This window comes from Streptomyces sp. NPDC053560, assembly GCF_044544605.1.
Taxonomy (GTDB): Bacteria; Actinomycetota; Actinomycetes; order Streptomycetales; family Streptomycetaceae; genus Streptomyces.
Map to the genome: position 1 here is coordinate 531,450 of NZ_JBITXI010000006.1, position 21,927 is coordinate 553,376.

Annotated in this window: 16 protein-coding genes; 14 read left to right on the forward strand and 2 right to left on the reverse strand. The window is 71.0% G+C overall.

Annotation, left to right across the window (positions count from 1 at the left end; all coding sequences use genetic code 11):
• The first annotated feature begins 143 nt into the window (after positions 1–143).
• From eccD to ACIGQF_RS17815, 11 genes are all read left to right on the forward strand, one after another.
• The gene (gene eccD, locus ACIGQF_RS17765) at positions 144–1,592 is read left to right on the forward strand and encodes a type VII secretion integral membrane protein EccD (protein ID WP_399711003.1); all 1,449 of its coding nucleotides are present in this window, start codon (positions 144–146) and stop codon (positions 1,590–1,592) included.
• A 43-nt stretch (positions 1,593–1,635) separates the two neighbouring features.
• A complete protein-coding gene (locus tag ACIGQF_RS17770; RefSeq protein WP_399710924.1) occupies positions 1,636–4,023 on the forward strand; it encodes a PQQ-binding-like beta-propeller repeat protein in 2,388 nt (795 codons plus the stop codon).
• Positions 4,024–4,081: 58 nt separating this feature from the next.
• Positions 4,082–6,205: a PQQ-binding-like beta-propeller repeat protein gene (locus ACIGQF_RS17775; protein ID WP_399710926.1), complete on the forward strand. Its 2,124-nt coding sequence runs from the start codon at positions 4,082–4,084 to the stop codon at positions 6,203–6,205.
• Between the two features lie 3 nt (positions 6,206–6,208).
• Complete coding sequence (locus ACIGQF_RS17780) at positions 6,209–8,383, forward strand: PQQ-binding-like beta-propeller repeat protein (protein WP_399710928.1); 2,175 nt, start codon at positions 6,209–6,211, stop codon at positions 8,381–8,383.
• Between the two features lie 55 nt (positions 8,384–8,438).
• Positions 8,439–10,478, forward strand: coding sequence for a serine/threonine-protein kinase (locus tag ACIGQF_RS17785; RefSeq protein WP_399710930.1), 2,040 nt, complete (start codon positions 8,439–8,441; stop codon positions 10,476–10,478).
• 193 nt (positions 10,479–10,671) lie between these two features.
• Positions 10,672–10,959 (forward strand): 30S ribosomal protein S15, encoded by a 288-nt coding sequence (gene rpsO / locus ACIGQF_RS17790; RefSeq protein ID WP_052869281.1) that lies wholly within the window; start codon positions 10,672–10,674, stop codon positions 10,957–10,959.
• 93 nt (positions 10,960–11,052) lie between these two features.
• Positions 11,053–11,187, forward strand: a complete 135-nt coding sequence (locus ACIGQF_RS17795) for a hypothetical protein (protein ID WP_399710932.1) — start codon at positions 11,053–11,055, stop codon at positions 11,185–11,187.
• 229 nt (positions 11,188–11,416) lie between these two features.
• On the forward strand, positions 11,417–13,636 hold the full coding sequence (locus tag ACIGQF_RS17800; RefSeq protein WP_399710934.1) for a polyribonucleotide nucleotidyltransferase: 2,220 nt from the start codon (positions 11,417–11,419) through the stop codon (positions 13,634–13,636).
• The gene (locus tag ACIGQF_RS17805) at positions 13,633–15,012 is read left to right on the forward strand and encodes a M16 family metallopeptidase (protein ID WP_399710936.1); all 1,380 of its coding nucleotides are present in this window, start codon (positions 13,633–13,635) and stop codon (positions 15,010–15,012) included. Before ACIGQF_RS17800 ends, ACIGQF_RS17805 begins: the two co-directional genes overlap by 4 nt.
• Positions 15,013–15,147: 135 nt before the next feature.
• On the forward strand, positions 15,148–15,900 hold the full coding sequence (dapB, locus tag ACIGQF_RS17810; RefSeq protein WP_399710938.1) for a 4-hydroxy-tetrahydrodipicolinate reductase: 753 nt from the start codon (positions 15,148–15,150) through the stop codon (positions 15,898–15,900).
• 30 nt (positions 15,901–15,930) lie between these two features.
• A complete protein-coding gene (locus ACIGQF_RS17815) occupies positions 15,931–16,386 on the forward strand; it encodes a hypothetical protein (protein ID WP_399710940.1) in 456 nt (151 codons plus the stop codon).
• Positions 16,387–16,540: 154 nt separating this feature from the next.
• Here the strand turns inward: ACIGQF_RS17815 and ACIGQF_RS17820 are convergent, their stop codons facing one another.
• Both ACIGQF_RS17820 and ACIGQF_RS17825 read right to left on the reverse strand, forming a co-directional pair.
• Complete coding sequence (locus ACIGQF_RS17820; protein WP_399710942.1) at positions 16,541–17,092, reverse strand: hypothetical protein; 552 nt, start codon at positions 17,090–17,092, stop codon at positions 16,541–16,543.
• A gap of 146 nt (positions 17,093–17,238) precedes the next feature.
• The gene (locus ACIGQF_RS17825) at positions 17,239–17,484 is read right to left on the reverse strand and encodes a hypothetical protein (protein WP_399710944.1); all 246 of its coding nucleotides are present in this window, start codon (positions 17,482–17,484) and stop codon (positions 17,239–17,241) included.
• Positions 17,485–17,772: 288 nt separating this feature from the next.
• Here ACIGQF_RS17825 and thyX point away from each other — a divergent pair, with 288 nt between their 5' ends.
• The 3 genes from thyX to ACIGQF_RS17840 all read left to right on the forward strand — a co-directional run bounded on the left by thyX (position 17,773) and on the right by ACIGQF_RS17840 (position 21,454).
• Positions 17,773–18,522, forward strand: a complete 750-nt coding sequence (gene thyX, locus ACIGQF_RS17830; RefSeq protein WP_361556527.1) for an FAD-dependent thymidylate synthase — start codon at positions 17,773–17,775, stop codon at positions 18,520–18,522.
• 197 nt (positions 18,523–18,719) lie between these two features.
• Positions 18,720–19,619, forward strand: a complete 900-nt coding sequence (gene dapA, locus ACIGQF_RS17835) for a 4-hydroxy-tetrahydrodipicolinate synthase (protein ID WP_399710946.1) — start codon at positions 18,720–18,722, stop codon at positions 19,617–19,619.
• A gap of 149 nt (positions 19,620–19,768) precedes the next feature.
• On the forward strand, positions 19,769–21,454 hold the full coding sequence (locus ACIGQF_RS17840) for a ribonuclease J (RefSeq protein WP_361556533.1): 1,686 nt from the start codon (positions 19,769–19,771) through the stop codon (positions 21,452–21,454).
• Positions 21,455–21,927: the final 473 nt, after the last annotated feature.

Genomic DNA, 21,927 nt, shown 5'->3' on the forward strand with positions numbered 1-21,927 from the left:
CCTAGTGGGAATTGAGGTGACCAATGGGCGCTAGGGTGACGCGCGGTAGCTCCGCGCGATCCCTGGGTCGCGTCGTGTACACAAATGCGAACTGAGGCGGGAATGCCGGGAATGAGGGGGACCAGCTGGTGAGTACGACGGCCATGACCACGGCCGCGGGGGTGTCCACGGGCTTCAGCCGGGTCACGATCGTCGCGCCGGACAGCCGCATCGATGTGGCGCTGCCCGACGACATTCCGGCCGCGGACATCTATCCGGAGATTCTTCGGCTCAGTGGTCAGACGCCCGCCGAAGGGGCGCCCGTCGGCTACCACTTGGTGCGCCGGGACGGCACCGTCCTGGACGGGGCGCGGTCCTTCTCCGCCCAGCGCATCCTCGACGGTGAAGTGCTCATCCTCCGCCCGTTCGGCGAATCGCTGCCGCCCGCCGTCTTCGACGAGGTCTCCGACGCCGTCGCGACCGCCGTCACGCGGGACCGCACCTTGTGGAGCGACGACCTGCTGCGGGTCGCCGGGCTCACCGGCGGCGGGGTGCTCCTGTCGCTGATGGCGCTCGTGCTGTGGTTCGCGGACCCGGTCCGCCACGACATGCACGGCCTCGCGGGCATCCTCGCCACGGTCGCCGGTGTACTGCTGGTCGCCCTGTCCGCCGTCCGCGCGCGGGTCTACGACGACCGGGCGGCCTCGGTCGCGCTGGGGCTCGGTGCGCTGCCGAACGTCATGGTCGCCGGTACGGCGCTGCTGCCGCTGGCCGACGGACACGGTGTGGGGCGGCTGCAGTTCCTGCTGGGCTGTGTCGCCGTGCTGATCGCCTCGGCGGTACTGATCGCCGCATCGCCGGGCGGCGGTGGCCCGTTCGTCGCCTCTGCTTTCGCCGCCGCGGTCGGCACCCTGGCGACCTTCATCGCCGTCCTCGCCGAGCTGCGTCCTGCGGATGTCGCGGCGGTCTGCGTACCGTTCGTCATCGGCGTCATCGCCTTCCTGCCGGGGCTGTCCGCACGATTCGCACGGCTTCCGATCGGTTACGAGCCGCCGCGCACCGGCGGATACGACGACCCGGACGCTTCCGCCGACGGCCCTGGCCCGGTCGACGCCGAGCGCATCGCCGACCAGGCCCGGCGCGGCCACGACATGCTGGTCGGTCTGGTCGGGGGCTGCGCCGCGGTGCTGACCGTCGCGGCCGGAGTGCTCGGCTTCTCCGGCTCCGCCTGGGGGCAGGGCCTTGCCCTTGCCGCCGGTCTCGGGACGCTGCTGCGCGCCCGGCTGTTCCGTTACACCAGCCAGGTCATCTGCGCTCTGGTGGCGGGCCTGGCCGTGCTCTCCCTGCTGGCGGTGGGCCTGGCCGTGAACTCACCCGCCACCCTGCCGGGCGCCCAGAATGCCTTCGACATCCGGATCATCTGGCTGTCCGTCACCATCGCCGTTCTTGCAGCCGTGATCACCGCGATCGGCCTTGTGGTGCCCAGCAAGGGTCTCACCCCGTTCTGGGGCCGGATGGCCGAACTGTTCGAGAACCTGGTGCTGTTGTCCCTGGTGCCGCTGTGCCTGGCCGTGCTGGACGTCTACAGCTCGGTGCGCAGCATGACGAGCTGACCGGAACCGGTACGCAGTACATCGCCACGGGGGAGGAACGTTCATGGAGCCGCTGCGTCTGGACGATCCGCGGCAGTTGGGGCCGTACCACGTCCTCGGGCGGCTCGACTCCGAGTACTCCGCGATACCGGTGCCGGGGCGGCGTTACATCGCCCGGGAAGTGAGCGGGAGCCGCACGGTGGTCGTCACCGTGCCGCCGGCGGCCGTGGCGGAGGATCCGCGGTACGGCGCGCGCTTCCTGACCGAGGCGGAGAACGCCCGCCGGCTGCCGCAGACGCTCCGTCTGCCGTGGTGCCGGCCGGTCGACGAGATCGGGGGCGGGGCCGGTGCCGGGCTGCCCTGGCACGCGGCCCCTTATCTTCCCGCCCTGCCGCTCGTGTCGGTGGTCGACCTCCACGGCGGACCGCTGCCGGAGAGAACCGTGCGGGCCCTGGGCGCCGCCGTGGCGGAAACGCTGGCGGCGCTGCACGAGGCCGGTCTGGCGCACGCCGGTGTCGCGCCCGGAGCGGTGCTGGTGGCCGGGGACGGGCCACGGCTGACCGGATTCGGGGATGTCCGCGCGGCCGCCGAGGACGGCGCGCCGCGTACCGGAGCCCCCGGCATCGTCATGGAGTTCCTGCCGCCGGAGCAGGCGGCGGGCGGGCGGCCCCGCCCCCTGGGGGACGTCTTCGCGCTGGGCGCCGTGCTGGCGTGGGCGGCGACCGGGCGGGCGGCGCCGGAACCGGAGCTGCTCCCGGAAGGCCTGAGGGACATCGTGCTCTCCTGCCGCGCGTCCGACCCCGCGCACCGTCCTACCGCGGGTGCCGTCCGGGACGCGCTGCTCCAAGAGGCGCGGCAGCAGACGGCCGGCTCCGGCGCCGGTGCACCCGCCGCGACCAGCCTCGACGCGACGTCGGACCGGGCGGCCGGCGTGCTGGGGCCGGAATGGCTGCCCGGCAGGGTGATCGCCGGAATCGTCGCGCAGTCGGCGGGTGTGCTGGCGGCAGAGGTGGAGACAGGGGAGTCCGAGGCGACGGCCGGGGTGCTGGCGCCGCGCAGGGGAACGGCGCTCGACGGTGCCGCGCATCCGGCCACTCAGCTGTCTTCGCAGGGTGCCGGGCGTGACGACACCACGAAGGGGGCGGCCCGCCCCGGCTTCCCGGACGCCCCGGTGGACACCGCACCGGTCGTCGGCGCGGCTTCGGACCGGGGTGACTCCTCCCGGCGCGCGCTCCTCCTGGGCGCCGCCGCGGGCGTCGCCGGCCTCGCCGTCGGTGGCGGTGCCGTATGGGCCGCGACCGCGCCCTCCGAGCACAAGCCCACCGCCGCCGAGCGCCTCATGGCCGCCCATCGCACGCGCCGCCGTCTCAAGGGCGCCTCCCCGCAGCCCCGTTGGCGTCACGACCTCAAGGGCGCGCCGGTGCACGCCCCATACATCTGGCGGAACCGAATAGTGGTCCTCACGGGCCGTACCGAGACCGTGGGCCTGGACCTACGGACCGGCAGACGGCTGTGGACCCAGGAGACGGTACGGCCGACCGGGCCGGCGGTTCCCGTCGACGACGAACTGATCCTGATCCCGAGCCGTTCCGTCGCCGTCGTGGCCGCGCGTACGGGAGAGATCGCCTGGCAGGACAAGCGTTACGGGCGGACCGGACGCCTGCCTTTCGAGCGCCAGCTGGGCGTCGACGGCAGCAGCGTCTGGTTCGCGGCCGCCTCGTCGCGCGGCGAGCGCGTCGTCGTCGCGTACGACCTCGACCATCGTGAGGAATCCTGGCGCAGCCCGCTGTCCGCCGAGGCCGGTGGGGGACAGCTCACGGATGACGCGCTGATCGTGACAGCGGCGGCCGACCCGAAGTCGGCGGACGACGAAGTCCTCACGTCGTTCGCCTTCGCCCGTAAGGACGGTGCCGAGCGGGACGCAGTGACGTACCAGGGCGCCGCGGCAGGAGCGCCGGCCGTCGTGGACGGCGAAGGGATGCTTCTCGTAGCCGCAGGAAAGTACCTCCGTGGTTACGACCTGAGCGCCGGCGGCAAGGCCAAGTGGTCGGTGCGAGCCGTGCGCGGCGCAGCGGGCGAGAAGGTTCCGGTGTTCGGGCCAGTGGCCGTGCACGGCGGCAAGGCCTATGCCGCTGACGGCGGGTATGCGGTGCATGCCCTGGAGACGGCGACGGGCGACATCGTGTGGCAGCGCCAGTACGGATTCCAGCTGCCGGAGAGGCCCACTGCGCCGGACGTCGTGGTGAGCCCGTCCGGCGACACGCTGGTGGTGGCCGACGACTACGAGGTGGACGCCGTGGACGCCCGCGACGGCACGCTGCGGTGGCGCTTCGCCGACCTCAGGGACAGCGACGGGGTGCCCGGCGGGCCGGCCCGCCGGAGGGCGGCGGTCACGGACGACACGGTGGTCGTGCTCAGCGGCCGCGCCGTCTACGGCCTGCCGGCGGCCTGACCTCCGCCGCCGGCCCATCAGCCGGAAACGACCGATCACCGACAGGAGAAGGGACGCCATGCACGCGCCGCAGCCGGACACCGAGCGGGCCTGCGGCCCGTATCGCATCCTCCGCGGCCGGTCCGCACCGGGCGGGTCCGCGGCCGTCCGCTGTCTCCTCGCGCGGGAGGAGCGTTCGGGGCGCGTCCATACGCTGATGCTGCCGCCCGACGGCTCGTCCCACGACCCTGCCTATGCCGTGCGGTTCCGTGCCGAGGCCGAGAACTCCCGTCGGCTGGCCGGACCTTGGTTCGCTCCGGTGACGGCGGTCTCGCTCCCCGGAGCCGAACCGCCCTGGGTCGCCTACGACTGCTTCCCCGCCCTTCCCCTCCCGGCGGCGCTCGCCGTGCACGGCGGACCGTTGCCGGCCGCCACCGTGCGGGCGCTGGGAGCGGCGCTCGCGGAGGCGCTGGCCCAGGCGCACGCCAATGGCATGGTGCATGCCGGGGTCTGCCCCGCGTCCGTCCTGCTCACTCCGTACGGGCCACGGCTGACCGGCTACGGACTGGTGCGGTCCGCCGCGGTCGACGGTGCCGACCGCAGCGAGGCGCCGGGCATCGACGCCTCGACGTTGCCGCCCGAACAGCGGTCCGGCGGCCGGCCCCGCCCTCACGGCGATGTGTACGCGCTGGGGGCCGTGCTGGCGTACGCCGTGACCGGGCGGACCGGGGCCGACCCGGCCGAACTGCCCGAGGAATTGCGTGCTCCGTTGGCAGCATGCCTGGCCCAGGACCCGGCGCAGCGTCCGCAGCCCGCCGACCTGGCACGGCAGCTGGCGTCCGTGGCGGAGACGAGAGGGCTGCCGCTGTCGGTGTCGCAGGAACTGGAAGCTCAGATCGCCGCGCATCCAGTCGTTCCGGGGGCGGGCCAGGAGACGGCCGGTGCCGACGGGGAGACCGCGACGGCACGCCCCCTGCACGGTCTGCGATCGCGCCGCGCCTTGGTGACCGCCCTCGCCACCGGTGCGGCCGGTCTCGCCATCGGCGGGGGCGCCGCCGCCGTCGCCCGCGCCGTGGGAGTGGGGGCACAGGCGCCGCGGACGCCCCTGTACCGGCGCGGTTCCGCTCCCGCGCCACTGTGGCGGTACGACCTGGGCGACGGTGAAGCGGTGGGCATCAGGGCGCTCGGGCGCGAGCGGATCGCGCTCACCGCCTCGGACACCTACGTCGCCGCCGTGGATCTCCGTACGGGCAAGGAGCTGTGGAAGCGGGACGACCTGCTGGCCTTTGGCGACATGCTGCTGCTGGACGACGGCACGGTGGCCATGCCGGAGTACGACGCGCTGGCTTTCTTCTCCCTCCGCACCGGCCGCATCCTCTGGCGGGAGAAGGGACGCGACGGCACGGAGGGGCTGGAGCAGGGGCCGCTCGTCCGGGCCGACGGCAAGACGCTGTGGTACGTGCTGAAAGGCGCCGGAGACGGCGAGTTCGACAGCGACAAACAGACCCTGGCCGCGTACGACGTCGGCCGCCGCAAGGAGACCTGGCGCTCACCGCTGCCCAAGCTGTTCTTCCCCGATGACTTCGACGTCGAGGCGTTGCTGACGAAGGAAGCCCTGCTGCTGCCCAGCAACAGCGACGAACAGGAGTACGGAGATCCGAAGTTCTGGCGCGTCTTCCACCGTGCCGGCGGAAAGCCGGGCCGGACCTACCTTTTCCAGGGGTGGGACGACTACGACTGCACGACCCTGCTGGTCAGCGGCGATCTGATGGTCTACAGCATGAAGTCCTCCCTCCGCGCCCGGGACCTGCGGAGCGACACCCAGCGGTGGAAGCTGGCCCTTGACGGAACGACGACCGACGCTGCCTTCGCCGTGCACGGACACATGCTCTACGTGACCGATGACGCGGGCATCACGCACGCCGTCGACATACGCCGGGGCGAGCGCCGCTGGCGGAGCCGGGCACGGAGACATTTCCGCGCCGAAGCGGGCACCGCCGTCAGCCACTCCGGACGCACGGTTGTCCAGGCCTACGGTGGGGAGACCGAAGCGCTGGACGCCGCCGACGGTACGGTCCGCTGGCGGCTCGCCCTGACCGGCCAGGGCACAGCGGCCGCCGGTGAAGCAACCCTGCTCGGCCCCGCCCCCGGAATGATGACCGTGGTGCAGGGGAAAGCCCTCTACGCGCTGCCGGTGGACTGACTCATGGCTTTTCCGCTCACCCACGACGATCCGCAGCGCCTGGGCCGGTACACCCTCATCGCCCGGCTGGGCGGCGGCGGTATGGGCACTGTCTACCTCGGCCGTTCGCCGGGCGGCCGCACGGTCGCGCTCAAGACGATGCACGCCCCGCTTGCCGGCCAGACGGAGTTCCGCACCCGATTCCGGCTGGAGGTCGATGCCGCGCGGGTCATCGGCGGACAGTACGGTGCCCAGGTCGTCGACGCCGACCCACTGGCCGAGACGCCCTGGCTGGCCACGGAGTACGTACTGGGCCCGCCGCTCGACGACGCCGTCGCCCTGTGCGGGCCGCTGCCCGAGGACGCCGTACGAGCCCTGGGTGCGGCGCTGTGCGAGGCGCTCGGCCAGCTCCACCGCTCCGACGTCGTGCACCGCGATCTCAAGCCGTCCAACATCCTGCTCACCGCCGCAGGCCCCAAGGTCATCGACTTCGGCATCGCCCGGGCAGCCGGCGACGACCGGCTCACCCGGACCGGCTCGGCGGCCGGTACGCCTGCCTTCATGTCCCCGGAACAGGCGACGGCGCGCGAACACACCCCGGCCGGCGATGTTTTCGCCCTCGCCGGTGTACTGGTCTTCGCGGCCACCGGCCGGGCCCCCTTCGGCGGTGGCCAGGCTGCCGATCTGCTCTACCGGGTGCGCTACGCCGAGCCCGATCTCACCGGAGTGCCGGATGCGCTGCGGCCCGTACTCGTCCGCTGCCTGACCAAGAACCCGGCCGACCGACCCGGCACCGCTGAGCTGGGTCACATGCTGGACGACGGCGGCGTGGGCAGCAGTGGGCACTTCGCGGACCGCCTGCCCGCCGCGGTCCTGGCCGACATCGCCCACCGCAGCGCGGCGGTATGGGACATCCGTCCGTCCCGGCTGGCCGCATTGGACACGAGGGAAGCCGGCGACGCGACCGCGTCGGCCCCGGACGACGGCCGACGCGTCGGCCGGCTGTCCCGGCGAGGCCTTCTCGGCATCGGCGCATCCGTGCTCGTGGCCGGAGCCGTTGGTGGTGGAGTCGCCCTGTTCGGCACCGAGACGCAGCCGCCGGATTCCGGCGACAGGAAGCCGGCCGGTGGTCCCGGGAAGGCACCGGAGCTGTCCTGGAAGGTGGTGCTGGGCAACGACGGTCAGATGTACACCACGTACGTCCCCGGCGACCATGTCGCGATCGTGACCGAGACCGGCCTCCGGACCGTCGACGCACGCACCGGCGCCGAAGGCGGCACCAACGACATGATCACCAGCGGCGACACCGTGACCACCGATGGTGAGCGGCTCTTCGCGGTCGACGAGAACGAGGGCCTCCGTATCAGCGAGGTCGATGCCGCAACCGGTAATTTCCGCACGCCCCTTGCGCACTACAAGGGCCCTGCGGGCGTGACGCCCAGGCTGCTGGGCGCGAGTGGGAACCTGATCTTCGCCCAGGGGTCTTCGGGGAAGGAAGGCACGCTGTGCATTGCCTATGACAAGCGCACCGGCAAGGAAGCGTGGCGGCACCGTTCGAAGGAGTCGCAGGGCCTCGGCCCCGTCACACCCGCCGGCCGGCACCTGATCACCTCGGCCGGCGGGCGGATGATGCTGCTCGACGCCCGCAGCGGCCGAACGGTCTGGACGCGGAAACTGTCCGACCCCGGTGGCTACACCCTCGGCACCACACCCGGTCAGGAAGACACTCCACAACTCGTCTTCGACCATGGGCCCGACCTGCGCGCGATCCGGCTGAGCGACGGCGAGGTCGTCTGGAGCTTCGGCAAGGGCCGTGCCCCCACCGCGGAGAAGTCGGGAAACATCCGGGTCAACTACGGTCCGCCGGTCCTCAAGGACGACGTCCTCTACTGCGCCGAACGGGATACCGGTCTGCTCGCACTGGATGCGCGCACCGGGAAACTGATCCGGGAACAGGAAAAGGGCACAGGCCCCGTCATCGACATGTATTCGACGCCTGCCGTCGGCGAGAAACACCTCTACGTCAAGCCCGACAGCGGTCACTGGGCCATGGCCATCGAGCTGCGCACACATCGCACCGCCTGGACCTTCCAGGGGCCGAGCAACAGCAACACCGGCGTGGAGATGACCGCCCTGCCCGGCGTGGCCCGGCTGCTCATGGACGACAGCGAGACCGTCTGCGCCATCCCCCTCGAATAGCCGCCCACCGGCATCGGCCCCCCGGACCCCACGAACCGCCAGGAGCAACCCCCGTATGCAACCCCTGTCCACCGGCGACCCCCTGCGCCTGGGCCCCTACCGTCTCCTCGGCGTACTCGGCGCCGGCGGCATGGGCAAGGTCTACCTGGGCCGGGACGCCCAGGGGCGGCCCGCCGCGCTCAAGGTGCTCCGCCCGGAGCTCGCGCACGACGGCCATATGGTGCAGCGCTTCCTTCGCGAGGCCCATGCGGCACAGGCCGTCACGGGCAAGGGAGTCGCCCGGGTGCTGGGGGCGCAGACCGAGGGCGGACGGCAGTGGATCGCCAGCGAATTCCTGGCCGGACCCACGCTGGACCAGGCGGTCCAGCAGTACGGGCCGCTGCCCGAGGCGGCGGTACGCGTCCTGGGCGCCGCACTCGCCGGGACGCTCCGTGACATCCACGCCGCGGGACTGGTGCACCGGGACATCAAGCCGCCCAACATCGTCCTCACCTCCGACGGGCCCCGGGTCATCGACTTCGGCATCGCCCGTCCCGAGCACGGACTCACCCTGACCTCCACCGGCCAGGCCCCCGCGACGCCCGGTTACGGAGCACCCGAGCAGGTGCTGGGACGGCGCACCGGACCGTCCGGTGACGTCTTCGCCCTGGGTGCCGTGCTCGCCTACGCGGCCGGCGGCCGGAGCGCCTTCGGTGGGGCGCACGTCGCCGCGGTGCAGTACGAGGTGGTGCACGGCGAGCCCGAGTTGAGCGCCGTTCCGGGCCCGCTTCGGGCGCTGATCGCACACGCCCTCGCCAAGGACCCCGCGGTCCGCCCCGACCCCGCCTCGCTCGCGCGATCCCTGGCCCCGCCGCGCCGCCCCGACCTGCCGTGGAAGAGCGGCCCCCTCGCTGCCGACATCGCCCGTCGTGAGGAGAACGCGCGACACCTCGCTGAGGTTCCGGGTGCCGCGCCCGCCGGGCTGTCCCGACGCAGGCTGCTGAGCGCTGTCGTGGCGGGCGGCGCCGTACTCGCCGCGGGCGGCGGGGTCCTGTGGTGGACGCTGCGCGACGAGGACCCGGCGGGCGGCCCTCAGCCGTGGGACGCCGAACTGCTTTCCACCTATGCGCCGGGCGCGCCGCCGGAACCGCTCTGGAGTCTGCCGGGCGTCGCCCATGCCAAGGCCCCGGCTCCGCTGCCCGTGCGGGACCTCGTGATCGTCGCCGCGCCGGGTGGCGTCCTGCGCGCCTACGGCGTGACCAAGGGCGAGCACCGCTGGACCTCGCCGTCGGCCGTCACCACGGCCGGTGCCCTGAGCACCACCGACGGCAGCGTGCTCACCGCCGCACCCGACGGCACGCTGCTGGCGCTCGGCGCAGCGGACGGCAAACCGGTCTGGTCGGCGGAGGGCGCCGAGGCCGAGCGTCTGCTGGCCGCCGACGACGAAACGGTCTACCTCCTCACCGGCAAGGGACGGATACGCGCGATCGAGCTCGACGGGCGTACCACCCGCTGGACCGTGCCCGCTCCCGTGGCTGCCGACGGTGCGGTCCCCGGCGCGGCCCTGGCGGGGAAGCGCCTCGTCCTGCATGGCACGGACGGCAGGGTGGCAGCCCTGGAGACGGGCCGGGGACGGACTGTGTGGGGGCCGAAGCGGCAGGGCGGCCGGGCGCTGACGCCGGCCGTCGGCGGGGACACGGTCTACCTGGGCGGTGACCGTCTCGTCGCGCTCTCCGCCGAGGACGGCACACAGAAGTGGACGCAGCCGGTGACCGGGGACGACGGCTGCGGCGCACCGGCCGTGAGCGGCGGTCTGCTGCACTTCGCCGACGACACCGACCTGTCCACCCGGCGGACCGAGGACGGCTCGGAGGCGTGGACGCTCCCGTTGGACTTCGGCAGTCTCGCCAAGGCGACCCCCGTGGCGACCGGCCACAGCGTCTGGGTCGCGGACGGTGAGGACGGCCACTCGGGCGTGGCGGCCGCCGACACCCGCGGCGGCTCGCTCGCCTGGGCATACAACCCCGGCACCCGAGGCGACTGGCACCTCGCCACCGCAGGAAACCGCGTCTTCCTCCTGCAAGCCGGTACCCTCACCGCCATGCCCGTCTTCTGAGGCGGCGAGCCGACCGGAAGCCTGCGGCGGCGGGACGGCGGGCCCCCGCCCCGCTCCCCCCCCCGCTACACCCGGTCACCACCACTCGTCACCCCCTGCTACCCTGGCTACGCCCAGCCGAGTAATCGAAGCTCCTCTGTGAAGCAGACCAGAGGCGCTCGGTGGGGCTCAGAGGAATCTCAAGGAGTACCGCGTGTCGCTCGACGCCGCTACGAAGAAGCAGATCATGACCGAGTTCGGCACCAAGGAGGGTGACACCGGCTCCCCCGAGGTTCAGGTCGCGCTGCTCTCCCGTCGTATCTCGGACCTGACCGAGCACCTCAAGACGCACAAGCACGACCACCACTCCCGCCGTGGTCTGCTGCTGCTGGTCGGCCAGCGTCGCCGCCTGCTGCAGTACCTGGCGAAGAAGGACATCACCCGCTTCCGCCAGCTGGTGGAGCGCCTCGGCATCCGCCGTGGTGCGGCGGGCGCCAAGTAAGACGGCGTGCAGGGAGCGGTTCCCGGGACGGGGGCCGCTCCCTTTGCCGTACGCGGGAAAAGTACGGGAAAGGTACGGGGAAAGTACCCGTAGGTGCCGGACACCGGAGAGTTCCGGCACCCCCTGGTGGCCAGAAGCTTTGTAGTCTGGTCCCACAACGCCATACCGACGGCGCAGCAACGACAGCGCCGTGGCCGGCGCGCCGCGCTCATCACCGACGGCGCGTGACGCAGACAACGCAATAGCGAAAAAAGAGGTGGGGCGCCCATCAGTCGCCGGTCCTCGGTAGTGGCCTCCGGTGTCGCGCAGGCCCCAGGGCCGCCACGCACCGGGTGCTTCGATCGAAGACCGGCCCGCACAGGCGCTCCACCACCGATGATCCGCTGCCACACGGGCAGCGGGTCGCAGACGGTCCCCTGCCATACGGGCAGCGGACGCAGACGAGGAGATATTCCTGGTGGAGAACGAGACCCACTACGCCGAGGCCGTCATCGACAACGGCTCCTTCGGCACCCGCACCATCCGCTTCGAGACGGGCCGCCTGGCCAAGCAGGCCGCCGGCTCCGCCGTGGCGTACCTGGACGACGACACCATGGTGCTGTCGGCCACCACCGCTTCCAAGAACCCCAAGGACCAGCTGGACTTCTTTCCGCTGACCGTGGACGTCGAGGAGCGGATGTACTCGGCCGGGAAGATCCCCGGTTCGTTCTTCCGTCGTGAGGGCCGGCCCTCCGAGGACGCGATCCTCACCTGCCGCCTGATCGACCGGCCGCTGCGCCCCTCCTTCAAGAAGGGCCTGCGGAACGAGATCCAGATCGTCGAGACGATCATGGCGCTCAACCCCGACCACCTGTACGACGTGGTCGCCATCAACGCCGCGTCCTGCTCGACGCAGCTGGCGGGTCTGCCCTTCTCCGGGCCGATCGGTGGTACGCGCGTTGCGCTGATCAACGGGCAGTGGGTCGCCTTCCCGACCCACAGCGAGCTGGAGGACGCCGTCTTCGACATGGTCGTCGCCGGTCGTGTCCTGCCCGACGGTGACGTCGCGATCATGATGGTCGAGGCCGAGGCCACCGAGAAGACCATCCAGCTGGTCAAGGGCGGCGCCGAGGCCCCGACCGAGGAGGTCGTCGCCGCCGGTCTGGACGCCGCGAAGCCCTTCATCAAGGTGCTGTGCAAGGCCCAGTCGGACCTCGCCGCCAAGGCCGCCAAGCCGACCGGTGAGTTCCCGATCTTCCTCGACTACCAGGACGACGTCCTGGAGGCCCTGACCAAGGCCGTCAAGGACGAGCTGGCCCAGGCGCTGACCATCGCCGGCAAGCAGGAGCGCGAGAGCGAGCTGGACCGCGTCAAGGCGCTGGCCGCCGAGAAGCTGCTGCCGGAGTTCGAGGGTCGCGAGAAGGAGATCTCGGCCGCGTACCGTTCGCTGACCAAGACCCTGGTCCGCGAGCGCGTCATCCGGGAGAAGAAGCGGATCGACGGTCGCGGTGTGACCGACATCCGTACGCTGGCCGCCGAGGTCGAGGCCATCCCGCGCGTGCACGGTTCGGCGCTGTTCGAGCGTGGCGAGACCCAGATCCTGGGCGTCACCACCCTGAACATGCTCCGCATGGAGCAGCAGCTGGACACGCTGTCGCCGGTGACGCGCAAGCGGTACATGCACAACTACAACTTCCCGCCCTACTCGACCGGTGAGACCGGCCGTGTGGGTTCGCCGAAGCGCCGCGAGATCGGCCACGGCGCGCTGGCCGAGCGTGCGCTCGTGCCCGTGCTGCCGACCCGCGAGGAGTTCCCCTACGCGATCCGTCAGGTGTCCGAGGCCCTCGGCTCCAACGGTTCGACCTCCATGGGCTCCGTCTGCGCCTCGACGATGTCGCTGCTGAACGCCGGTGTGCCGCTGAAGGCCCCGGTCGCCGGTATCGCCATGGGTCTGATCTCGCAGGAGATCGACGGCGAGACGCACTACGTCACCCTCACCGACATCCTCGGTGCGGAGGACGCGTTCGGTGACATGGACTTCAAGGTCGCCGGTACGAAGCAGTTCGTCACCGCCCTGCAGCTGGACACCAAGCTGGACGGCATTCCGGCGTCGGTGCTGGCCGCGGCCCTGAAGCAGGCCCGCGACGCGCGTCTGCACATCCTGGACGTGATGAACGAGGCGATCGACGTTCCGGACGAGATGTCCCCGAACGCGCCGCGGATCATCACCGTCAAGATCCCGGTGGACAAGATCGGTGAGGTCATCGGCCCCAAGGGCAAGATGATCAACCAGATCCAGGAGGACACCGGCGCCGACATCACGATCGAGGACGACGGCACCATCTACATCGGTGCCGCCGACGGCCCGGCCGCCGAGGCCGCCCGCACCACGATCAACGGCATCGCCAACCCGACCATGCCGGAGGTCGGCGAGCGCTACCTGGGCACGGTCGTGAAGACGACGACGTTCGGTGCCTTTGTTTCGCTGCTGCCGGGCAAGGACGGCCTGCTGCACATCTCGCAGATCCGCAAGCTCGCCGGTGGCAAGCGCGTGGAGAACGTCGAGGACGTGCTCGCGGTCGGCGCCAAGGTGCAGGTCGAGATCGCCGAGATCGACCAGCGCGGCAAGCTCTCCCTGATCCCCGTGATCGAGGGCGAGGAAGGCAACGAGGAGAAGAAGGACGACGCCGCCAAGTGACGTCCCGTACTTCCCGGACGACGGCCCGCACCTCTTCGGAGGGGCGGGCCGTCGCCCGTACCCAAACGCTTCTCAAGGGCGAGGGCGGCGCCGGCACGGTCCGCAGGACGGTCCTGCCCGGCGGCCTGCGGGTCGTCACCGAGACCCTGCCCTCCGTACGGTCGGTGACCTTCGGGATCTGGGCGAACGTCGGCTCCCGGGACGAGACGCCGGCCCTGAACGGCGCTACGCACTACCTGGAGCATCTGCTCTTCAAGGGCACCGAGCGGCGCAGCGCGCTGGACATCTCCGCCGCGATCGACGCGGTCGGCGGCGAGATGAACGCCTTCACCGCGAAGGAGTACACCTGCTACTACGCGCGGGTCCTCGACGCCGACCTGCCGCTGGCCATCGACGTGGTCTGCGACATGCTCACCGGCTCGCTGATCCGCGAGGACGACGTCGACGTCGAGCGCGGGGCGATCCTCGAAGAGATCGCCATGACGGACGACGACCCGGGCGACTGCGTGCACGACCTCTTCGCGCACACGATGCTCGGCGACAGTCCGCTCGGCCGCCCGGTTCTCGGCACCGTCGACACGGTCAACGCCCTGAATTCGAGCCGCATACGCCGCTTCTACAAGAAGCACTACGACCCGACGCGCCTGGTCGTCACCGCGGCCGGCAACGTCGACCACGCCAAGGTCGTCCGCCAGGTCCGCCGCGCCTTCGAGCAGGCCGGCGCGCTGGACCGTACGGACGCGGTGCCGATGGACCCCCGGGGCGGTACGCGGGCGATCCGGACGGCCGGCCGGGTGGAGATGCTGGGCCGCAAGACCGAGCAGGCGCACGTCATCCTCGGCATGCCCGGCATGCCGCGCACCGACGAGCGGCGCTGGGCCATGGGCGTGCTCAACACCGCCCTCGGCGGCGGCATGAGCTCCCGCCTCTTCCAGGAGGTACGGGAGAAGCGCGGCCTGGCCTACAGCGTGTACTCCTACACCTCGGGCTACGCGGACTGCGGCCTCTTCGGGGTGTACGCGGGCTGCCGCCCGAGCCAGGTCCACGACGTGCTGAAGATCTGCCGCGACCAGCTGGACGACGTCGCCGAGCACGGACTGGCCGACGACGAGGTCGAACGGGCCATCGGGCAGCTGCGCGGCTCCACGGTCCTCGGCCTGGAGGACACCGGCGCCCTGATGAACCGCATCGGCAAGAGCGAGCTGTGCTGGGGCGACCAGATGTCGGTGGACGACATGCTCGCCCGGATAGCGGCCGTGACCCCGGACGATGTGCGCGAGGTCGCGCGCGATGTACTGGGGCAGCGTCCTTCGCTGTCCGTCATCGGCCCGCTGAAGGACCGGCAGGCAGCACGGCTCCACGAAGTGGTCGCGTAACGCGGAAACGGCCGCGTCCGCCCCGCAGAGCGGCGGCACGCGGCCGGAAGCGGTCGTACGAGGCCCACGCGCGGTCGTACGAGGCCGGAGAATGGTCGCGTACGACCGCGCCCCGAACCGAAGGAAGCAAGGACGATGAGCAAGCTGCGTGTGGCTGTGATCGGCGCCAAGGGCCGGATCGGCTCCGAGGCCGTCAAGGCGGTCGAGGCCGCCGAGGACATGGAGCTGGTGGCGGCGCTGGGCCGCGGCGACGAGCTGGAGAAGCTGGTCGAGGCGGGCGCCGAGGTCGCGGTCGAGCTGACCCACCCCGACTCCGTCATGGAGAACCTCGAATTCTGCGTCCGGCACGGCATCCACGGGGTGGTCGGCACCACCGGCTGGAGCGACGAGCGCCTCACGCAGCTGCGTTCCTGGCTGGGCGCCGCGCCGCAGGTCGGCGTGCTGATCGCGCCGAACTTCTCGATCGGCGCGGTGCTCACCATGCAGTTCGCGCAGCAGGCGGCCCGCTTCTTCGAGTCCGTCGAGGTCGTCGAGCTGCACCACCCGAACAAGGCGGACGCCCCGTCCGGTACGGCGGCCCGCACCGCTCAGCTCATCGCCGACGCCCGTGAGAAGGCCGGCTGCGCGCCGGCGCCGGACGCCACCGCGACCGCCCTGGACGGCGCCCGCGGCGCGGACGTGAGTGGCGTGCCCGTGCACTCCGTACGGCTGCGCGGTCTGCTGGCGCACCAGGAGGTGCTGCTCGGCGGGGAGGGCGAGACCCTCACCATCCGGCACGACTCCCTGCACCACTCCAGCTTCATGCCGGGCATCCTGCTCGGCGCGCGCCGCGTGGTGAACACTCCCGGCCTGACCATGGGCCTGGAAAACTTCCTCGATCTGGCCTGACGGCCGGCAGTCAGTAGGGCAGTACGCACAGTGCGCGCAAAGATCACATACTTCGTCCTCGCGGCGGTCCTGGTCGTCTACTTCGTCCTGGTCGGCGAGCGGGGGGTCCTGCTCCTCCAGCAGGGCACCCCCATCACGGTCGTCTTCGGCATCGCCGTGCTCGTCCTGCCGCTGATCGGGGTGTGGTTCCTCTGGCACACCACCCAGTTCGCCCGGAAGGCCGGGCTGCTGGCGAAGGAGCTGGAGGCCGAGGGCGGGCTGCCCGTGGACGAGCTGCAGCGGACGCCGAGCGGCCGCATCGACCGGGACGCCGCCGACGAGGTCTTCCAGCGGCGGCGGGCCGAGGCCGAGGCGGCGCCGGAGGACTGGCGGGCGTGGTTCCGGCTGGCGGTCGCCTACCACGACGCGCGGGACACCCCGCGCGCCCGCAAGGCCATGCAGCGGGCCATCGCGCTGCACGACGGAAAGCCGGTACGAGCGGGCTGAGGCGGGCACGTACGGACCGTGCGGTGGTACGGGAACGGGGCGCGAGCTATTCGGCTCGCGCCCCGTTCCCGTACGTGCGTTCCGGCGGGCTCTCGGCCTCCGGAGCGGCTCTCAGCGGCTCCCCAGCCACTCTCCGGACGGCACCGGCCGCTGCTCAGCCGTGCTGCTCCGCCGCCCACGCGGCCACCTTGTCCGCCGCGCGGTTGAACGCGCCGGGGCGGGTCAGGAAGTCGCCGTTGCGGTCGGTGACGAGCGTGCGCGGCTCGACGTCGCCCGGACCGCCGATCAGCAGCGCCTGCCCCTGGACGGTCCGCGGCAGGCCGAGCCAGCGCACCGGCTGCTGCACCGTACGGACCGAGGTGACCGCGCTCCACGGGAGCGTCGTCGTCCGTACGAGCCGTACCTGGCGCAGCCCGGCGGCGCTCACCCAGATGCCGACCCGCAGCAGCCGCACCGAGACCAGGATGATCACGACCGCCACGGCCAGGCACACTCCGGCACCGATCGGCGCCCCGGCCAGCCCGATGATCATCGCGGACAGCAGGACGAAGGACGCCAGCAGCAGAAGCACGGCCGCCGCCCCCACCCGCCACGGTCCGGGGCGGTAGGGGCGGCGCCAGTGGTCGCGCTCGTTGTGCGGAAGGGGCGCCGGGTCTCCGGCGTCCCCGTCGAGGTCGCGGTCGGCCGTCAGGAAGGGCAGGGGCACGGCGGATCCTCACTCACGGCCCGCGTTACGCACGGGCACACGGTCGAAAGCTGTGACCGGTGAGGCTAGCGGCACCAGGACGGCCGGAACCAATCCTTCGCCGGTCCGCCGGGCTGCCCGCCCGAACGGCGCAACGCGCACACGGCTCAGCGGCCGTGCGCGGCCTCGGACTGATGGGTTGTATTCGGGCCGCCGACCGTGTCCTGCTGCAGGGCGGGCACGCCGAGCAGCAGGGAGCCGGTCAGGCCGGCGGCGACGGTGAGCCCCAGGAGCGAGCGGCCGAAGATCTGGGATCGGCTCGCCCGCTGACGCGGCGGGGGAGTGACATTGCTGCGGAACCGGTCTGCCTCGGCGACAAAGGCGAACGGGACGGGCTCTCGCCGGCGGAACATGAGCGGGCTCTCCTAGGAACCTCGAAGTGGGCAGTGTCACATGGTTCAACGTCACTGGCACTCGATGAGTGCCCGTTTTCCGTGACTTCTGTGAAAAATATCAACTGCCGTGGACGGGGTCCGCACCGGGGGTCCCTTTTGTCGCATCGCGCCGCATCGCACCGCATTTCCGGGCTTGTCAGTGGCGGGCCGTAGGCTTGGCGCGCCCGAGCGACGAGCGGCGCGAACGCCGCGGCAGATCGGACGGGTACCCGCCGCAGCACGATGTATGAACGGAAGGAACCGCCGGTGTCCCACACCCCCGCCGAGAGCGCCGACAGCGCAGCCCCCGCATTCCGGAGCGAGGTGACGGTCGAGCTGGTCAAGCACGCCGCCGGCGACAGCGACGTCCTGTGGGCCGCACGGGTGTCCACGGCCGGCGAGCAGTCCCTGGAGGAGCTGCAGAAGGACCCCGAGCGCTCCAAGGGCCTGATCAACTACCTGATGCGCGACCGGCACGGCAGCCCGTTCGAGCACAACAGCATGACCTTCTTCATCAGCGCCCCGATCTTCGTGTTCCGCGAGTTCATGCGGCACCGCGTGGGCTGGTCGTACAACGAGGAGTCCGGCAGGTACCGGCAGCTGGAGCCGGTCTTCTACGTCCCCGCGACCGACCGCAAGCTCGTGCAGCAGGGCCGCCCCGGCAAGTACGAGTTCGTCCAGGGCACCGAGGAGCAGCACGAGGTCACCACCCGGGCGATGGAGGACTCCTACCGCCAGGCGTACGCGGCGTACCAGGAGATGCTGGCGGCCGGCGTGGCCCGTGAGGTCGCCCGTTCGGTCCTGCCCGTGGGCCTCTTCTCCTCCATGTACGCCACCTGCAACGCCCGCTCCCTGATGCACTTCCTCGGCCTGCGCACGCAGCACGAACAGGCGAAGGTGCCGTCCTTCCCGCAGCGCGAGATCGAGATGGTCGGCGAGCAGATGGAGGCCCACTGGGCCAAGCTCATGCCGCTCACGTACGCCGCCTTCAACGCCAACGGACGGGTCGCTCCGTAAGTCGCGCGAGGGAGATCTCCGCGGCCCGACGGAAGGGCCTCGCGAGAAGGTGTCCGTATTGCGGCGTTTTGAGAAATTCCTCTACGCTGAACACACGGATCCGGCACTGCCTGAACCCCCGAGCAGGCAGTGCCGGGTCCACATCCCGGCCTCCCCAGGGGCGCAACCAGCGGTGAGCTACGAGTAGCGTGGGACCCATGGCTCCGACTTCCACACCGCAGACCCCCTTCGGGCGGGTACTGACCGCCATGGTCACGCCGTTTACGGCGGACGGCGCTCTCGACCTCGACGGCGCGCAGCAGCTCGCCGCCCACTTGGTGGACGCCGGCAACGACGGTCTCGTCGTGAACGGCACCACCGGAGAGTCTCCGACCACCAGCGATGCGGAAAAAGCCCAGCTGGTCAGGGCCGTGGTCGAAGCGGTGGGAGACCGCGCCTTCGTGGTCGCCGGAGCCGGCACGAACGACACCCGCCACAGCCTGGAGCTGGCCCGCGCCGCCCAGGACGCCGGAGCGCACGGCCTGCTCGCCGTGACGCCCTACTACAGCAAGCCGCCGCAGGAAGGTCTCTTCCGGCACTTCAGCGCGATTGCCGACGCCACCGACCTGCCGGTCATGCTCTACGACATCCCCGGCCGAAGTGGCGTGCCGATCAACACCGAGACCCTCGTCCGGCTGGCCGAGCACCCCCGCATCGTCGCCAACAAGGACGCCAAGGGCGACCTCGGCCGCGCCAGCTGGGCCATCGCCCGCTCCGGCCTCGCCTGGTACAGCGGCGACGACATGCTGAACCTCCCGCTGCTCTCGGTCGGCGCCATCGGCTTCGTCTCGGTCGTCGGCCATGTCGTGACCCCCGAGCTGCGCGCCCTCCTGGAAGCCCACGTGACCGGTGACGTCACGAAGGCGAAGGAGATCCACCAGAAGCTGCTGCCGGTCTTCACCGGCATGTTCCGCACCCAGGGCGTCATCACGACCAAGGCCGCGCTCAACCTCCAGGGCCTCCCCGGCGGGCCGCTGCGCCTCCCGCTGGTCGACCTTTCGCCCGAGGAGACGGAGCAGCTCAAGGTCGATCTCGCCGCCGGCGGGGTACACCTCTGACATCAGACTTCACAACTGAATACGGCTCGCGCGACCCCGACGGTCGTCACAGCTGAAGACGAACAACCACAGCCACAACAGCAAGTGCACGAATGTCATGCGCGCCACGTGCCTCAAGGGCCCGTGGCGCGTGTGGTGAGGAGAGTCTTTTGAGTCATCCGCATCCCGAACTCGGCGCGCCGCCGAAGCTCCCCGAGGGCGGCCTGCGCGTCACCGCTCTGGGCGGCCTCGGAGAGATCGGCCGCAACATGACCGTCTTCGAGTACGACGGCCGGCTGCTGATCGTCGACTGCGGAGTGCTCTTCCCCGAGGAGGAGCAGCCCGGAATCGACCTGATCCTGCCGGACTTTTCGTCCATCAGGGACCGCCTCGACGACATCGAGGGCATCGTGCTCACGCACGGCCACGAGGACCACATCGGTGCCGTTCCCTACCTGCTTCGCGAGAAGCCGGACATCCCCCTGATCGGCTCCAAGCTGACCCTCGCCCTGATCGAGGCCAAGCTCCAGGAGCACCGCATCCGGCCGTACACGCTGGAGGTCGTCGAGGGCGACCGCGAGCGTCTCGGCCCCTTCGACTGCGAATTCGTCGCGGTCAACCACTCCATCCCGGACGCCCTGGCGGTCGCCATCCGCACCCCCGCGGGCATGGTCGTCCACACGGGTGACTTCAAGATGGACCAGCTCCCGCTGGACCGCCGGCTCACCGACCTCCCCACGTTCGCCAAGCTCGGCGAGGAGGGCATCGACCTCCTCCTGTCGGACTCCACGAACGCCGAGGTCCCCGGGTTCGTCCCGCCCGAGCGCGACATCTCCAACGTGCTGCGTCAGGTCTTCGCGACCGCCCAGAAGCGCATCATCGTGGCGAGCTTCGCCAGCCATGTGCACCGCATCCAGCAGATCTGCGACGCGGCGCACGAGTACGGCCGTCGCGTCGCCTTCGTCGGCCGCTCGATGGTCCGCAACATGGGCATCGCCCGTGAGCTGGGCTACCTGAACGTCCCCGCCGGTCTCGTCGTGGACGTGAAGACCCTCGATGACCTGCCGGACGACGAGATCGTGCTGGTCTGCACGGGCTCGCAGGGCGAGCCGATGGCGGCCCTGTCCCGGATGGCCAACCGTGACCACCAGATCCGGATCGTCCCGGGTGACACGGTGATCCTGGCGTCCTCGCTCATCCCGGGCAACGAGAACGCCGTCTACCGCGTGATCAACGGGCTCACCCGATGGGGCGCCAACGTTGTCCACAAGGGCAACGCCAAGGTGCACGTCTCGGGCCATGCCTCGGCCGGCGAGCTGCTGTACTTCTACAACATCTGCAAGCCGAAGAACCTCATGCCGGTGCACGGCGAATGGCGCCACCTGCGGGCCAACGCCGAGCTGGGCGCGCTCACCGGCGTGCCCAAGGACCACATCGTCATCGCCGAGGACGGCGTGGTCGTCGACCTGGTCGACGGCACGGCGCGGATCACCGGCAAGGTCCAGGCGGGATACGTGTACGTCGACGGCCTCTCGGTGGGCGACGTCACGGAGAACGCCCTGAAGGACCGCCGCATCCTCGGCGACGAAGGCATCATCTCCGTCTTCGTCGTGGTCGACAGCACCTCGGGCAAGATCACCGGTGGGCCGCACATCCAGGCCCGCGGCTCCGGCATCGACGACGCCGACTTCGGCGGCGTCCTGCCGAAGATCGACGAGGCGCTGGCCAAGTCCGCCCAGGACGGCGTCATGGAGCCGCACCAGGTGCAGCAGCTCGTACGCCGCACCGTGGGCAAGTGGGTGTCGGACAACTACCGCCGCCGGCCGATGATCCTGCCGGTCGTCGTGGAGGTCTGACGACCCGTCGGAAGCGTGTACGGAGCGGGGCGCCCGGATTTGCATCCAGGAGCCCCGCTCCAGTACGTTTACGGCTCCGCCTGAGGGGAACCGGGAACGCCTGGCGTTCTACGGGACTCCACGGTGACCGGCTCCGCGAGGGGCTGGGAAATCCGACCCAGAGCAATCTGATAGCGTCGGAGCCGCCGAAAGGAAGTCGAAAGACAACCGAAAGGCGAAGGCCAATCCAAAGGCCACTGGAAACAAATCCGGACCGACTGCAACTTTCGAGAAGCAGGGGACCGGATGAGGATCTGGTAAAGTCGGAACCGCCGAAAGGGAAAGCCCGAAAGGGCCGGACCGGAAAGCAACCCCGCTCCAACAGGGGGCCGGATCACTGAAAAGGATCTGGTAAGGTTGGAAACGCAAGACCGAAGGGAAGCGCCCGGAGGAAAGCCCGAGAGGGTGAGTACAAAGGAAGCGTCCGTTCCTTG

Bases quoted from the DNA above. Each gene is read 5' to 3' on its own strand.
- eccD (WP_399711003.1), top strand. From the start codon at position 144: ATGACCACGGCCGCGGGGGTGTCCACGGGCTTCAGCCGGGTCACGATC.
- ACIGQF_RS17770 (WP_399710924.1), top strand. From the start codon at position 1,636: ATGGAGCCGCTGCGTCTGGACGATCCGCGGCAGTTGGGGCCGTACCAC.
- ACIGQF_RS17775 (WP_399710926.1), top strand. From the start codon at position 4,082: ATGCACGCGCCGCAGCCGGACACCGAGCGGGCCTGCGGCCCGTATCGC.
- ACIGQF_RS17780 (WP_399710928.1), top strand. From the start codon at position 6,209: ATGGCTTTTCCGCTCACCCACGACGATCCGCAGCGCCTGGGCCGGTAC.
- ACIGQF_RS17785 (WP_399710930.1), top strand. From the start codon at position 8,439: ATGCAACCCCTGTCCACCGGCGACCCCCTGCGCCTGGGCCCCTACCGT.
- dapB (WP_399710938.1), top strand. From the start codon at position 15,148: ATGAGCAAGCTGCGTGTGGCTGTGATCGGCGCCAAGGGCCGGATCGGC.
- ACIGQF_RS17825 (WP_399710944.1), bottom strand. From the start codon at position 17,484: ATGTTCCGCCGGCGAGAGCCCGTCCCGTTCGCCTTTGTCGCCGAGGCA.
- dapA (WP_399710946.1), top strand. From the start codon at position 18,720: ATGGCTCCGACTTCCACACCGCAGACCCCCTTCGGGCGGGTACTGACC.